This window comes from Brucella sp. IR068 (assembly GCF_049065885.1).
In the GTDB taxonomy this organism is placed as follows: domain Bacteria; phylum Pseudomonadota; class Alphaproteobacteria; order Rhizobiales; family Rhizobiaceae; genus Brucella; species Brucella intermedia.
The window spans coordinates 93,869-107,916 of record NZ_JBAKHE010000002.1 but is presented as its reverse complement, the minus strand read 5'-3'; the positions used below and the strand labels follow the sequence as shown (position 1 = coordinate 107,916).

The window sequence follows — 14,048 nt, the reverse complement described above, 5'->3', positions numbered from 1 at the left end:
TCCGAAACGCAAAACCGGTACCCACTTTTGCTGGAAATGCCCGGCCGGCGGACGAGACGGACGCCGTTTCCGCAAACATCACATGTTTACGTAAACAGGTCCTTCGCCGCCTTGTGGCGGTACCCAGTTGATGTTCTGGTTCGGGTCCTTGATGTCGCATGTCTTACAGTGCACGCAGTTCTGCGCGTTGATGACGAACCGCACGTCCTTTGCCTGCGGATCGGCAGCGGCGTTACCGTCCGCATCCACCCACTCATAGACGCCCGCAGGGCAGTAGCGTGTCGACGGACCTGCAAAAACATCGTGCTCGGAAGTCTGCTGCAGTTTCATGTCAGCGACCTGGAGATGCACGGGCTCGTTCTCATCATGGTTCGTGTTCGACAGGAACACCGACGACAGCCGGTCGAACGTCAGAACACCGTCCGGTTTCGGATAGTCGATCTTCGTGTGCTTTGCGGCCGGTTCCAGCGACTGCGCATCGGTCTTGCCGTGTTTCAGCGTCCCGAAGATGGAGAAGCCGAACAGCTGGTTGGTCCACATGTCGAGGCCGCCGAGCGCCACGCCGACAATCGTGCCGAACTTCGACCACAACGGCTTGACGTTGCGCACGCGCTTCAGATCCTTGCCGATCAGGCTCGAACGCCAGTTGTTTTCGATCTCCACCGGCTCGTCATTGGCGCGGCCCGCTGCAATTGCTTCTGCGATCTTGTCGGCGGCGAGAATGCCCGACAGAACTGCATTGTGGCTGCCCTTGATGCGCGGCACGTTGACCAGACCAGCCGAGCAGCCGATGAGCGCACCGCCCGGGAACGAAAGCTTCGGCACCGACTGGAAACCGCCTTCGGTAATCGCACGTGCACCGTAGGAAAGACGTTTGCCGCCCTCGAATACGTCGCGAATAGCCGGATGCGTCTTGAAGCGCTGGAATTCCTCAAATGGCGACAGATACGGGTTTTTGTAGTTGAGGTGCAGCACGAAGCCGACCGCAACCATATTGTCTTCCAGATGATAAAGGAACGAGCCGCCGCCGGTCTTCATGTCGAGCGGCCAGCCGAATGAGTGTTGGACCAGACCCGGCTTGTGCCTGGAAGGATCAACCTGCCACAATTCCTTGAGGCCGATACCGTATTTGGCCGGTTCGCGACCTTCATCAAGCTTGAACTTCGAGATCAGCTGCTTGGCAAGCGAACCGCGTGCGCCCTCGCCGACCAGCGTATATTTGCCGAGCAGCGCCATGCCGCGCGTATAGTTCGGCCCGTGCGTTCCGTCGCGTTCAACGCCCATATCGCCCGTGGCGACGCCGATGACCGCGCCTTCATCATTATAAAGCACTTCGGTTGCCGCAAAGCCCGGATAGATTTCCACGCCCAGTTCTTCGGCCTTCGTGCCAAGCCAGCGGCAGACATTGCCGAGCGACACGATGTAATTGCCGTGATTGTTCATCAAAGGCGGCATGGCAAAATTTGGCAGGCGCACCGATCCAGCAGGCCCCAGAACAAGGAAATGATCAGCCGTCACCGGCGTCTTGAACGGATGTCCCTCCTCCTCGCGCCAGCCCGGCAGAAGCTGGTCGATACCCACGGGATCGACGACAGCGCCGGAAAGAATATGCGCGCCGACTTCCCCGCCCTTTTCGAGGACAACGACGGAAAGCTCCGGATTCGCCTGTTTCAAACGGATTGCCGCAGCAAGGCCCGCCGGGCCTGCGCCGACGATCACAACGTCGAACTCCATGCTCTCGCGTTCGGGAAGCTCCTGATTTGCATATTCTGGGGCTTCAGACATTCATCCCTCCGTCCGGTGTAATATCGTCTTCTCACTAAGATAGCCCAGACGACACATCCAATTGTTTTTGTGCATGATCTGATCGCGAATATCCATGAACCGACTGCCCGTCAGCACTGGCGGCACACGAAAGACCTGCCGTTTCCCCGTATTCCGCCTTACCCTGTCGCAGAGTTGGAGACTGTCGCAAATGCGTCCAATTGTCCAAAACGGGCGTCTTACGTCCTCAATTATCTTTACCTTAACGTAAACGTCAAATCTACTCCATTCAAGAAGCTGCGATGAGCATTTGTCCGAACGGTAGGGAAGCATAACTTCATGTCATATTGAGGGTTCTGATCAAGCCGGCGCAGGAAACAGGGTACGAACCGGAACTAATGGGCCAAACACCCCCGAAATCTGAACACGGCTATTGCATTCACCTGCAAAATTCGCCACCTCAAAGGTGAGGTAGATAATGGCTGAAAATCGCGAAACGCTGGATATTGAAGGTTTGCTACGCTTCTATGCAGAAGCGGGCGTCGACATGCCGCTTTCCGAAACGCCGATAGATCGGTTTGCCGAGCCGCAGCGCCCTGCCCCGGCCCAGCCCGCCATGCAGACGCAAAGCCCGCCTGAACGCCCCCGGCAGCAGCCTCGCCCCGCACCAGCGCCTGCCCCCACCAGCAGACCTGTTCAAGCTGCGGCCGATCTTCCCGATACGGCCCAGATTGCGCTTGCGCGCGAAGCGGCGGCGCAGGCTTCAACGCTGGACGAACTGCGGGAAAAGCTTGCCGCATTCGATGGCTGCAATCTGAAATTCACGGCGAAGAACCTTTGCTTTGCCGACGGCGATCCATCCTCCGACATCATGTTCATCGGCGAAGCGCCCGGACGGGATGAGGATATGGAAGGGTTGCCGTTCGTCGGAAAATCCGGCCAGCTTCTCAATCGTATGATCGAATCCATCGGTCTGAAGCGGGAAAGCGTCTATATCGCCAACACGATCCCGTGGCGTCCGCCGGGCAATCGTACACCGACGCCGCTTGAAACAGAGCTTTGCCGGCCTTTCATTGAAAGGCAGATCGAGCTTGCCGCACCCAAGGTTCTGGTTGCGCTGGGCGGACCGGCGGGCAAGGCGCTCACCGGTGCGACGGAAGGCATCCTGCGGCTGCGCGGCAACTGGAAGATTCATCGGACACCATCCGGCATCGAAATCCCCGTCATGCCGACGCTGCATCCGGCCTATCTTCTGCGCACTCCGGCGCAGAAACGTTTCGCCTGGCGTGATTTTCTGGCCGTGAAGCTGAAATTGGCCGAATTGACGAGTTGATAACCGGATATTTCAGTGGCATCGACAAGGACCCGGGCGGCATTGTCACCAACATGCCGCAAACATGGTCTATTCCGCCGCTTGCCAAAGCGCCTATCGGCGACATGTAGCCCTAAATTCTGGTTCATAGAGCGGAAAGCGCTCTATCTGTTTGTTTTATGCATTGTCCGACGCAAAGCCGCTTCGCACTTTTGCTGGAAATGCTCGAGTGGAGTTTTTCATGGCTGGCCAGCTCCTGCCCATAGCCGCTTTGCTTGCAAGCACCTTCCTCATGCTGCTTGCAGGCGGTCTTGCGGGCATTCTTCTGCCTTTGCGCGGCGGCATTGAAGGCTGGTCGACCACGACCATCGGCTGGATGGGCACGAGCTACTCCTTCGCTTTCACGATTGGCTGCATCGTGGTGCCGCATCTGGTGCGGCGCGTGGGGCATGTTCGGGTTTTCTCCGCGCTGCTGACACTGCTTTCGATGGCGCTTCTCTTGCATGCACTGCTCGTCAACCCCGTCGCATGGATGATCTTTCGCGGCGTCGCCGGCTTTTCACTCGCTGGCAGCTACATGATTATCGAAAGCTGGCTGAACGAGCGCGTCACCAATGAATCGCGCGGCCGCATCTTCTCGATCTATATGATCATCACCATGCTCGGCCTGCTCTGCGGACAGTATATCCTGCCGTTCGGCGACGCAGGAACCCAGACGCTCTTCATCATCTGCGCCATCATCTATGCCAGCGCGCTGCTTCCAACAGCCCTTTCAAGCGCGCAATCGCCCAATCCGCTGACGCAGGTTTCGCTTGACCTCAAGGGGCTTTACCGGCGGTCGCCGGCTGCGGCGGTCGGCTCGCTGATCGCCGGTATCGTTGCGGGCACGTGGAATTTCCTCGCCGCCATCTACGGCGAGATGAATGGCCTTTCCACCTTCGGCATTGCGACCATGCTTGCCTGCGCCATGATCGGCGGTGCGATCTTCCAGTATCCGCTTGGCCGGGGATCAGACTTCGTGGACCGTCGCTATGTGATGGTGATAGCCGGGATCATCGGCTTTGTCCTGTCGTTGGTGATGGTGCTGTTCCATCCCACTTCGCCCACAGCGCTCTACATCATGATGTTTCTGTTCGGTTCGGTGATTTATCCGATCTACAGCCTCAACGTCGCCCATGCCAACGACTATGCAGACGCCAGCGAATTCGTGAAGGTTTCCGGTGGATTGCTGATCATCTACGGCGTGGGCAGTGTCATCGGCCCCGCGCTTTCCGGCCCGTTGATGGATCTGATCGGCGCTTCGGGCTTCTTCGTGACCATGGCTATCGCTTATGCCCTATATGGCCTGCACGCGTTCTGGCGCATCCGCCGCTTCGAGCGTCCGGCCATCAGCGACCAGAAGACCGAATACAAGTTCCATACGCCGGACGGCCAGTCCACGCCGGAGACCATGCAACTCGACCCTCGCGCAGAAGGCGCACCTGGCCAGAGTTGATTACTGCGTTTGCGGCGCATTCACCTTGTGCGGCGCTATGGAAAGCTTGTGCTCGCGATAGATGATGAAACCGCCAGCCGCCATGACGATGGCGCTGCCTGCCAGCATTTCCAGTGTCGGGATATCGCCGAACAGCAGGAACCCGATGGCAAGCCCCAGCAGCATCGATGTGTATTCGAAAGGGGCAATGGTCGACATGGGCGCGTGGCGATAACATTCGGTCAGAAGGATCTGCCCGACCCCACCGGCAAAGCCGGCCCCTATCAGCATGGCAAGCTGCGGCCAGCTTGGTACGATCCAGCCGAATGGAAAGCTCGCCAGGGAGATGACGCTCGCGGATATGGAAAAATAGATCACGATGGTCGATGTGCGTTCCGTCTGCACGAGATGGCGCACTAGCATCATGGCCACTGCGGACATGACCGCTCCACCGAGGGCGGCAAGGGCACCTACGGCCTCTTCAAACCCTATATCGCCACCAGAGAACACCGTCAGCCGCGGCCATAAGATGAACGTTACCCCGCCGAGCCCGATGAGCACCGCGCTCCAGCGATAAAGCCGCACCACTTCGTGCAGGACGACCGCGCCAAGAATGACACTGATCAGCGGCGAAGCGTAATTGATGGCGATTGCTTCCGGCAACGGCAACTTGGTCAGAGCGAAAAAGCTCATCGACATGGAACAGACGCCGACCAATCCGCGCCAGAAATGGCTGAAACCGTTCTGCGTGCGGAATACGCCCGAAAGTTGCCCGCGCCACGCCAGATAGAGCAATATCGCGAAGATTGCGAAGAAAGATCGGAAGAAGATCAACTGCCCGACCGGCACGCCATCAGTCGCCTTCAGCAAGGTGGACATGGCGACGAAAACAGCAACGGAAGCGATTTTGAGACCGATGCCAAGCATCGGGTTCGTTTCAAGATGGGCAGCCTCGACAGGCGCGCTCGCATGAGCGTTCACAACGCAATTCCTTAAAATATGATGCGCAGCTACACCCGAAATATTCGCGTGCCCGTCTTTCTTATTCCTGTTTGTGACACAGCACCAGTAGCTCAAAGGTCAAGTCGAAAAATATTTGGTAAAACATCCATCCTGCTGCAAAGCCGGGCTGGTTGTTCTGGAATTAAGTTTCCCTCGGCAGCAATTCCGGGTACGAATCCAGCATCGTGAGTTCAACGTGAGTTCAGGGAGAGAGTTTCCACTATGCGTACTGAAACCGGCCAGACATTTCGTCTCGAAGATTACCGTCCGACCCCTTACGCCATACCCGAGACGAAACTGGATTTCTCACTGGAACCGGAAAAAACCATCGTCCGTGCGACCCTCACTATCGAACGCCGCGATGGCACCCCCGCCGGTACGCCTCTGGTGCTGGATGGCGACGAACTGAAACTCGTCAGCATCGCCATTGATGGCAAGCCGCTCGCCGATAACAGCTATGTCGCAACGCCCGACCAGCTGGAAATCAGCGACCTGCCGGAGGGAAAGCGCTTCACGCTTGAAATCGTGACGGAAATCAATCCGACGACAAACCGCCAGCTGTCCGGCCTTTATCGCTCAAGCGGTGTCTATTGCACCCAGTGCGAAGCCGAAGGCTTCCGCCGCATCACCTATTATTACGACCGCCCGGACGTACTGTCAGTCTATACGGTCCACATCGACGCTGACAGGCAAGCCGCTCCAATCCTTCTGTCCAACGGCAATCCGGTCGATGGCGGATCGGTCGAAGGCAAGCCCGACAGGCATTTCGCCGTCTGGCAAGATCCGCACCCGAAACCTTCCTATCTTTTCGCGCTCGTTGCCGGATCGCTTGGCGTCGTGAAGGATCACTTCACCACGCAGTCGGGAAAACCGGTCGATCTGGCGATCTATGTCGAACATGGCAAGGAAAGCCGCGCAGTCTATGCGATGGATGCATTGAAACGCTCCATGCGCTGGGATGAGGAGAAGTTCGGTCGCGAATATGATCTCGATGTCTTCAACATCGTTGCCGTGTCCGATTTCAACATGGGCGCGATGGAGAACAAAGGGCTCAACGTCTTCAATGACAAATATGTGCTGGCCGATCCAGAGACAGCAACCGACATCGACTATGCAGGTATCGAGGCGGTCATCGCGCACGAATATTTCCATAACTGGACCGGAAACCGCATCACCTGCCGAGACTGGTTCCAGCTGTGCCTCAAGGAAGGCCTGACGGTCTATCGTGATCACGAATTTTCCGCTGACGAGCGTTCGCGCCCGGTCAAGCGCATTACCGAAGTGAAGATTCTGAAAGCGCAGCAATTTCCCGAAGATGCGGGGCCGCTCGCCCATCCGGTGCGCCCGCGTGAATATCGTGAGATCAACAACTTCTATACGGCGACCGTCTATGAAAAAGGCTCGGAAGTGGTGCGCATGATCCGCACGATCATCGGACCCGATCTCTTCCGCAAAGGCATGGACCTCTATTTCGAGCGTCATGACGGAGACGCTGCAACCATCGAGGATTTCGTCAAGGTTTTCGCTGATGTTTCCGGCCAGGACTTTTCACAGTTCGCGCTCTGGTACGATCAGGCGGGAACGCCGAAGGTAGAAGCCGCCTTCGCCTATGATGCGGCAAAGGAAACCTACACGATTGAACTTTCGCAGTCGCTTGGAGCCACGCCGGGGCAATCGGTCAAGAAGCCGATGCATATTCCGATCGCCTTCGGCCTTGTCGGGCCAGACGGCAAGGACATGGCTCCAGCTTCCATTGAAGGCGGTGATGTGCGCGGCGATGTCATCCATCTGCATCGCGCATCGGAAACCATTGTCTTTCATGGCATCAAGGAACGCCCCGTGCCATCGCTGCTGCGCGGGTTCTCGGCTCCCGTTAACCTGACGGCGCCGTTATCGGATGATGACCGCGCATTCCTTGCCCTGAACGACAGCGACCCGGTCGCACGCTGGCAGGCATTGACCGGAATTTTCAGCCAGGTCCTGCTTGAAGGAGCCAAGCGCGTTCGCGGCGATCATGCACCGGCGATTGATGAGAGAAATGTGGAACTTGCGGGCAAGGTGGCGTCCGATGAGACGCTTGATCCGGCCTTCCGCGCGCTCTGCCTGACGCTGCCTACCGAAAGCGATATCGCGCGCGAAATGGGCAGCAATGTCGATCCGGACGCGATCCTTGCCAGCCGGAACCATTTCATCGATGCCATCGCCGCCCGCTATGCCGATGAATTTGCGAAGCTCTACGATGCCCTCAAACAGGATGGCGCCTTCTCGCCGGATGCCGATGCAGCGGGCAAGCGCGCCTTGCGAAACGCGCTGCTCGACTATCTGAGCCGTCATGAAAAAAGCCAGCAACGCGCCGCCGACCAGTTCGCCCTTGCCGATAACATGACCGACCGCTTCGCGGCGCTGACCGTGCTGGTGCATCGCTTTGGCGATACGCGCGAAGCAAAGGACGCACTGGCAAGCTTCGAACAGCAGTTCGGCAAGGATGGGCTCGTGATGGACAAATGGTTCAACGTGCAGGCGAGCCGTCCCGGCGAAGTAGCCTTGCAGGCCGTGCGCGACCTTACGAAACACGCCCTCTTCTCGCTCGACAATCCGAACCGCGTCCGTTCATTGATCGGTTCGTTCTCCGCGTCCAACCCGACCGGCTTCAACCGCAAGGATGGTGCGGCTTACGAGTTTTTTGCCGACACGATCCTGTCCATCGACCCGGAGAACCCACAACTGGCGGCGCGGCTTCTGACTGCGCTCCGTTCCTGGCGCTCGCTCGAAGATACCCGCCGTGAACATGCCAGGGCAGCGCTGGCGCGCATTTCCGGCGCGGGCAAATTGTCGACCGACCTGCGCGACATCGTGGACCGCACTCTCGCCTGATTCGCGTTCCATCCTGCCATCGTGATGATTCGCCCGTTCCGGTTGCTGATATGCTACCGGAACGGAGCTTTTCATGCGGGCCAGGGCAAAGGTGGCGAGGCAGTCAGCTTTCATGAGTCTTTTCATGCGTTTAGCCGAATCAAATGCCACGCAGATTCCACTTAACAGCTTGAGATTCATGAATAAATTGGCCGGTGAATTTCCGATTTTTACGCCTCGTTAACGAATTCGCTGGACAGCGCGAATCACTTTTGATTCATTGATATCATTCGGAGGTGGCGTATTCCGAATCACTTCACTCGCAGGGAATTCACGAGGGACCATTATATGGCGAGCACCGACGCGTATGGCGCGCCGGCGGGGACGCGTTGCGAATCCGGTCGGAAAAGAAGAAAGGGCAAGCTTTCGGGCCATGTCAGTCTTCTTGCTGGTCCGGCCTATGGCAAATTCGTCTCGATCGAGCCTATCCTGCGACGTCTCGTACCTGCACTCATCATCATTTTCCTGATTATTCTCGGCGTTGCGCGCGTCTTTTCGATGCTGGCGTGGCGCGACGATATCGAGCAGCAGCACAAGGCATTTCTGTCGGCTGCAACGGCCAATCTTGCACAGATGATCGAACGCGCCGCCAATGGCACCGATGCCGGTGCGCAGTTATCCGCGAAGGACATTCAGGACACGATGGCGGAGTTTCGCTCTCGCGGGCTGTCATCCCCGGGCATGACGCTTGCAGTCATTGACGGGCAATCATCCGTGGTGGCGGCATCGGGTCCGGGCCCTGATATTTCCGGCAAACCACTCGACACAATCCTGTCGGATGCGCAGCCGCTGTTCCTGTTTGCAGAGCGTGCAGGTGTGCTGAAAGTCACGCTGCAGGCCGAACCGGCATTCGGCGCCCTGTCGAAGCCGCTGTCCCTGCCCTATTCCATTATCGCCGTGGAACCGGAAAGCACGATCTTTGCGGAATGGCGCCGGGCCGTGTCGCTCAATGTGACACTCTTTGCCGGTACGACGGGCGTCATGTTCGCCATTCTCTACGCCTATTTCAGCCAGGCGGCGCGCGCTCGCGAGGCCGACGATCTTTCCGGCCAGATCCAGCGGCGTATCGATCTGGCGCTGGCGCGCGGCCGTTGCGGGCTGTGGGATTGGGACATGGCGCGGGGCCGTATCTACTGGTCGCGCTCGATGTATGAAATGCTGGGCTATGAAGCGCAGGACGCAGTGCTGCCATTCGGCGATGTGGCTGCAATCATCAATACGGAAGACGGCGACCTCTATTCCATCGCCGAACAGGCAGCTGCGGGCGATATTTCGCATGTTGATCGTGTGTTCCGCATGCGTCATGCCGATGGTTCATGGGTGTGGATGCGTGTCCGCGCAGAAATTGCGAGCGAAGGCGACCTCCATCTGGTCGGCATTGCCTTCGACGTCAGCGAACAGCACCGTTTTGCACAGCAGACGGCGGAAGCCGACATGCGCATCCGCGAAGCCATCGAGAACATTTCGGAAGCCTTCATCCTGTGGGATTCCAACAATCGCCTCGTCATGGCGAACTCCAAATTCAGCGAATATGCAGGCCTTCCGGTCTGGACGCTGAAACCCGGCGTGCCACGCAACGAAGTCGACGCCCATACGCGCCCATTCACCTTCGAGCGCCGCATGGCCAATGAGCATAACCGCGCCGGTGGCCAGACATTTGAACGGCAGTTGAGCGATGGACGCTGGCTTCAGGTCAACGAACGGCGCACGCAGGATGGCGGCCTTGTCTCCATCGGCACGGATATTACCCAGCTCAAGCTGCATCAGGAACGTCTGGTCGATAGCGAACGCCGCCTGATGGCGACCATTCACGACCTGTCGATTGCGCGAAAGGGCGAGCGCGACCGTGTGCGCGAGCTGTCCGAGCTAGCGCGCAAATATGGTCAGGAAAAGGAACGCGCCGAGGCTGCCAACCGCGCCAAGTCCGAATTCCTCGCCAATATGTCCCACGAATTGCGCACGCCGCTCAACGCGATCATCGGTTTCTCGGAAATGATCCAGGCGGGTACATTCGGCCCGCTCGGCTCCGATCGCTACGAAGAATATATCAACGACATCCATACGAGCGGCAACTTCCTGCTCAACGTCATCAATGACATTCTCGACATGTCGAAGATCGAGGCCGGACATTTCTCGCTGGACCGCGAGGAGATCGATCTCTGCCCGCTCATCAACGAGACAGTGCGCATGATCTCGCTACAGGCGGATGAGAAGAATATTGCGGTCAATACGCGCATTGAAGACGCGATGCAGCTTTATGCCGACCGGCGTGCGATCAAGCAGGTGCTGATCAATCTTCTTTCCAATGCGGTGAAATTCACGTCCTATGGCGGGCAGATCACGGTGCGGGCACGCAAGACCGGCTCGGCCCTGTTCATGACCATTCAGGATACCGGCGTCGGCATTCCGAAATCGGCGATCAAGAAGATCGGACAGCCCTTCGAGCAGGTGGAGAACCAGTTCACCAAGACCCACACCGGTTCCGGTCTGGGGCTTGCCATCACCCGCTCTCTCGCCGAACTTCACGGCGGCTGGCTTCGCATTCGCTCGACCGAAGGCGTCGGCACCGTGGTTTCTGTCTGCATTCCTGACCGCAAGCGCGGTCTCGTTGGAAATGGCGCAGAAACTCACGCGGCTTGATCAGATATTCAAGAGCTTCTCGAAACCTGTCCGTACGTCAGTGGCAACTTCCGCCAGATGATGCTCGACACGCTTTATATCGGGCATGTCTGCCGCACGGCATAACAGATCGATCATGCCCGGAATGAACTCCTCGCGCTTGGCGTCGCTTCCAAGGCACAGGCGGATCGTCTGGCTCAGATTGGTATAGAGGCGGTGTGCACTCACCAGATTGTCGGCAAGCGCCGGATCGGCAAAGGACGGGTCGAGCGCTGAAAGGATTTCTTCTGTACCCAGGGGGCGCGGCTTCCGGTCAAGCTTGTTCGCCAGCACGGCAAATTGGGCAATGAACTCCAGATCGACAATGCCACCGGGCTTGAGCTTGAAATCCCAATCGTCGGCAGGCGGTTTTTCCTGATAGATGAGATCGCGCATCTCACGCACATCCTTGGCGATCTTCTTTACATCACGCTGCGTTGAAAGGACCTCGTCTATCTCGCTCCTGATGTGCTCCATAAAGGCCGCGTCGCCGTGGATCGGGCGCGCGCGGGTCAGGGCCATATGCTCCCATGTCCATGCTTCGCTGCGCTGATATTTGCCAAAGGACTCGATATGGGTCGCAACCGGTCCCTTGTTGCCGGAAGGGCGCAGCCGCATATCGACTTCGTAAAGCACCCCTTCCGCCGTTGGCGCGGAAAGTGCTGCAATGAGCCGCTGCGTCAGGCGGATATAATATTGTGACGGAGCCAGCGGCTTTTCGCCGTCGGATTCATCCGTATCCTTGTCGTGATCGTAAAGCAGGATCAGATCGACATCAGAACCAGCGGTAAGCTCACGACTGCCAAGCTTGCCCATCGCCAGAAGGGCGACTTTTGCGCCCTTCACCCTGCCGTGTCGCCGTTCCAGTTCAGCCTCGACAACCTCGAAAGCCTTGCCGATCATCAGTTCGGCCAGATCGGAAAAAGCGCGGCCAGCCCGCACGCCGTCAATGGCGCTTGTGAGCAAGCGAATACCGATCAGGAAGCGATGCTCGGCGGCAAAGATGCGCAGTCGGTCCAGAACTTCCTCATAGTCGGTCGCAGCCCCCAGAAACACGCGAAGGCGCTCTTCCAGATAGGCACGCGTGGGCATTTCGGAAAAGATCGCCGGATCAAGCAAACCGTCGAAAACATGCGGATTTCGCGTGATGATTTCAGCAAGCCGGGGTGCGGCGCTCATGATCATCACGAGGAGGTTCAGGAGGCGGGGATTGGATTGCAGCAGGCTGAAAAGCTGGATGCCCGCCGGCAGGCCTTTCAGAAAGCCATCGAAACGCAGCAACGCCTCGTCGGCACGTTTGGTCTCGGCAAAAGCCTTGAGCAGGGCCGGCGTAAGTTCGGTCAGACGCTCACGCGCTTCGGCAGATTGGGTCGCGCGATAACGCCCGAAGTGCCATGTACGGATCACGCGGCATATATCGCTCGGACGCTCATAGCCCATTGCGGCGAGTGTCTCCAGCGTACCCGGATCGTCCACATCGCCGGTAAAGACCAGATTGCCGGATGAGCTTCCAAGTTCGGGAGCCTGTTCGAACAGCGCCGCGTAGTGCTTTTCAACAACCCTGAGCGCGTCGAGAAATGCATCGGCGAAGACTGCCGGATCAGTATAGCCCATCATATGGGCGACACGCGCAAAGCCTTCATCGTCTTCCGGCAGTATGTGCGTCTGTTCGTCGGCAATCATCTGGATGCGATGCTCCACATCGCGCAGGAAATAATACTCCTTCGCCAGAGCATCGCGGGCCTTATCGGTGATCCAGCCCCGCTCCGCCAGTCTTGCCAGCATCGGCACCGTCTGGTTGCCGCGCAGTTCAGGAAAGCGCCCGCCAGCGATCAGCTGCTGCGTCTGGACGAAGAATTCGATTTCACGGATGCCGCCGCGTCCAAGCTTCACATTGTGGCCGCGCACGGCAATATCCCCATGGCCCTTATGGGCGTGAATCTGCCGCTTAATCGAGTGCACATCGGCAATGGCCGCATAGTCGAGATATTTGCGCCACACGTAGGGGGAAAGCTCCGCGAGCACCTGCTTTCCGGATTCGCGATCACCGGCAACCGGCCGCGCCTTGATCATGGCAGCACGTTCCCAGTTCTGGCCGCGCCCTTCGTAATAGTGAAGTGCCGCGCCGACAGGAATGGCCAGCGGCGTGGAACCGGGATCGGGGCGCAGGCGAAGATCGACACGGAAGACATAGCCGTCACCCGTCCGGTCCTGCAGGATGCGGACAAGGCGGCGCGTCAGCCGTGAAAAAGTCTCGACGCATTCATAAGGATCGCCGATAGCCGGTCGGGTTTCATCAATGAAGACGATAAGATCAATATCGGACGAGTAGTTGAGTTCACGCGCACCGAACTTGCCCATGCCGAGCACGATCCAGCCACTGTCCTTGTCGGGATGGTTGCGGTCAGGAAGTTTGATCTTGCCCGCGCTATCCGCATCGAGCAGCAGGAAGTGAACGGCAGCGCCCGTGCAGGCCTCCGCCAGATCGGTGAGCCAACCAGTCGTTGCCTGCGTGTCGCAGATACCGGCGAGATCGCAGAGGGCGATCAGGACATGTGCTTCGCGTTTCAAAACGCGCAAGCTCGTCATGAGCGAGGCTTCCGTCACGGCGTCGCTTGCAGCGCTGGCCGATATTTCCGACAGAATATCCTTCAACGCCGCCTCGGGCGTTTTTGCGACGATGCGGTCGAGAATGCGCGGATGGCGGGTCAGAGCTTCGCGAATGAACGGTGAGAGATCGAGAACAGCCGAAAGGAAACGGGCGGCTTCCGCCTTTCGCAGCAAGGCAACGACGCCCGTAAGCTCCTCTTCTCCGGCGCGTGCTGCAAGGTCGGCTAAAAAACCTTCCGCCCTTGCGGGATCAAGCGGCGTCAAAGCACGAATATCTCTGCCGAAAAATTGTGCCTTTGCGTTTTCTGCCGCCAT

Annotated in this window: 7 protein-coding genes; 4 read left to right on the top strand and 3 right to left on the bottom strand. The window is 58.2% G+C overall.

Translation table 11 applies throughout. The features are described 5' to 3' along the window. Window positions 1-78: 78 nt before the first annotated feature. A complete protein-coding gene (locus tag ACOWVS_RS03395; RefSeq protein ID WP_006466356.1) occupies window positions 79-1,785 on the bottom strand; it encodes an electron transfer flavoprotein-ubiquinone oxidoreductase in 1,707 nt (568 codons plus the stop codon). A gap of 457 nt (window positions 1,786-2,242) precedes the next feature. Between ACOWVS_RS03395 and ACOWVS_RS03390 the strand changes: the two genes are divergently transcribed. Both ACOWVS_RS03390 and ACOWVS_RS03385 read left to right on the top strand, forming a co-directional pair. Further along, window positions 2,243-3,097, top strand: a complete 855-nt coding sequence (locus tag ACOWVS_RS03390) for a uracil-DNA glycosylase (protein ID WP_006466355.1) — start codon at window positions 2,243-2,245, stop codon at window positions 3,095-3,097. 220 nt (window positions 3,098-3,317) lie between these two features. Beyond that, window positions 3,318-4,571: an MFS transporter gene (locus tag ACOWVS_RS03385; RefSeq protein ID WP_006472681.1), complete on the top strand. Its 1,254-nt coding sequence runs from the start codon at window positions 3,318-3,320 to the stop codon at window positions 4,569-4,571. Here the strand turns inward: ACOWVS_RS03385 and ACOWVS_RS03380 are convergent, their stop codons facing one another. Continuing rightward, window positions 4,572-5,531: a DMT family transporter gene (locus ACOWVS_RS03380; RefSeq protein WP_006472682.1), complete on the bottom strand. Its 960-nt coding sequence runs from the start codon at window positions 5,529-5,531 to the stop codon at window positions 4,572-4,574. It abuts the gene before it with no gap. Window positions 5,532-5,774: 243 nt separating this feature from the next. On the opposite strand from ACOWVS_RS03380, the gene pepN reads away from it, so the two are divergent. Next, window positions 5,775-8,426, top strand: a complete 2,652-nt coding sequence (gene pepN / locus ACOWVS_RS03375) for an aminopeptidase N (RefSeq protein WP_006466352.1) — start codon at window positions 5,775-5,777, stop codon at window positions 8,424-8,426. Window positions 8,427-8,753: 327 nt separating this feature from the next. Further along, window positions 8,754-11,105 carry a PAS domain-containing sensor histidine kinase gene (locus tag ACOWVS_RS03370; protein WP_006466351.1) on the top strand — a complete coding sequence of 784 codons (2,352 nt, stop codon included), beginning with the start codon at window positions 8,754-8,756 and terminating at the stop codon, window positions 11,103-11,105. Here ACOWVS_RS03370 and ACOWVS_RS03365 read toward each other — a convergent pair whose 3' ends face one another. Continuing rightward, entirely contained in the window at window positions 11,106-14,048 is a 2,943-nt protein-coding gene (locus ACOWVS_RS03365) for a bifunctional [glutamine synthetase] adenylyltransferase/[glutamine synthetase]-adenylyl-L-tyrosine phosphorylase (protein ID WP_006466350.1), read from the bottom strand.

Bases quoted from the DNA above. Each gene is read 5' to 3' on its own strand.
- pepN (WP_006466352.1), top strand. From the start codon at position 5,775: ATGCGTACTGAAACCGGCCAGACATTTCGTCTCGAAGATTACCGTCCG.
- ACOWVS_RS03370 (WP_006466351.1), top strand. From the start codon at position 8,754: ATGGCGAGCACCGACGCGTATGGCGCGCCGGCGGGGACGCGTTGCGAA.
- ACOWVS_RS03390 (WP_006466355.1), top strand. From the start codon at position 2,243: ATGGCTGAAAATCGCGAAACGCTGGATATTGAAGGTTTGCTACGCTTC.
- ACOWVS_RS03385 (WP_006472681.1), top strand. From the start codon at position 3,318: ATGGCTGGCCAGCTCCTGCCCATAGCCGCTTTGCTTGCAAGCACCTTC.
- ACOWVS_RS03395 (WP_006466356.1), bottom strand. From the start codon at position 1,785: ATGTCTGAAGCCCCAGAATATGCAAATCAGGAGCTTCCCGAACGCGAG.
- ACOWVS_RS03365 (WP_006466350.1), bottom strand. From the start codon at position 14,048: ATGGCGGCAGAAAACGCAAAGGCACAATTTTTCGGCAGAGATATTCGT.